Annotated in this window: 1 protein-coding gene; it reads right to left on the bottom strand. The window is 62.5% G+C overall.

All coding sequences use genetic code 11. From position 1 onward, the window contains the following. Positions 1-661 (bottom strand): AMP-binding protein (locus AC4ELS_RS21260; protein ID WP_499049167.1); only part of this gene is annotated, 661 nt, incomplete at both ends.

Below are 661 nucleotides of genomic sequence, written 5' to 3'. Positions count from 1 at the left end.
ACCACACCTGCTGCGGCCCCAACTCGACACCCACATCCATACCGTCGAACAACCGCGTCACGTTCTGATGCGTAACCGCAACACCTTTCGGCGTCCCCGTCGTCCCCGACGTATAGATAATGTGCGCGATATCGTCCGGCGACGGCACCGGCAACACAGCACTGGACTGAGACTCAATCCGAGGATCAGCCACATCGATGACCGCGACACCGCACCCGCCAAGCCGCCCCGCCAACACAGCAGTAGTCACCACCGCCACCGGCGCGGCATCAGCCAGCATGAACTCCACCCGCGCATCCGGCACCACCGGATCAATCGGCAGATACGCCGCACCCGACTTCAACACAGCCAAGATCGCCACAACCGCATCAACCGACCGGCCCATCAACAAGCCCACCGACCGGCCAGGCCCAGCACCCTGAGCAATCAACAAGCGCGCCAACCGATTCGACGCCTCATCCAACTCCCGATACGACAACACACGACCATCAAAACTGACCGCCACCGCCTCCGGAGCACGAGCAACCTGCACCCCGAACAACGCCGGAACCGAAGACTCCACCACCGGCCGCATCAACACCGCCCGATGACCAACCTCATCCAACCGAGCACAATCAGCAGCATCAAGCACACCCACAGCCGACAACCGCTGAGCCGAGTC

This window comes from Mycobacterium shunyiense, from assembly GCF_058270035.1.
This window is presented reverse-complemented; position numbering and strand designations above follow the sequence as displayed.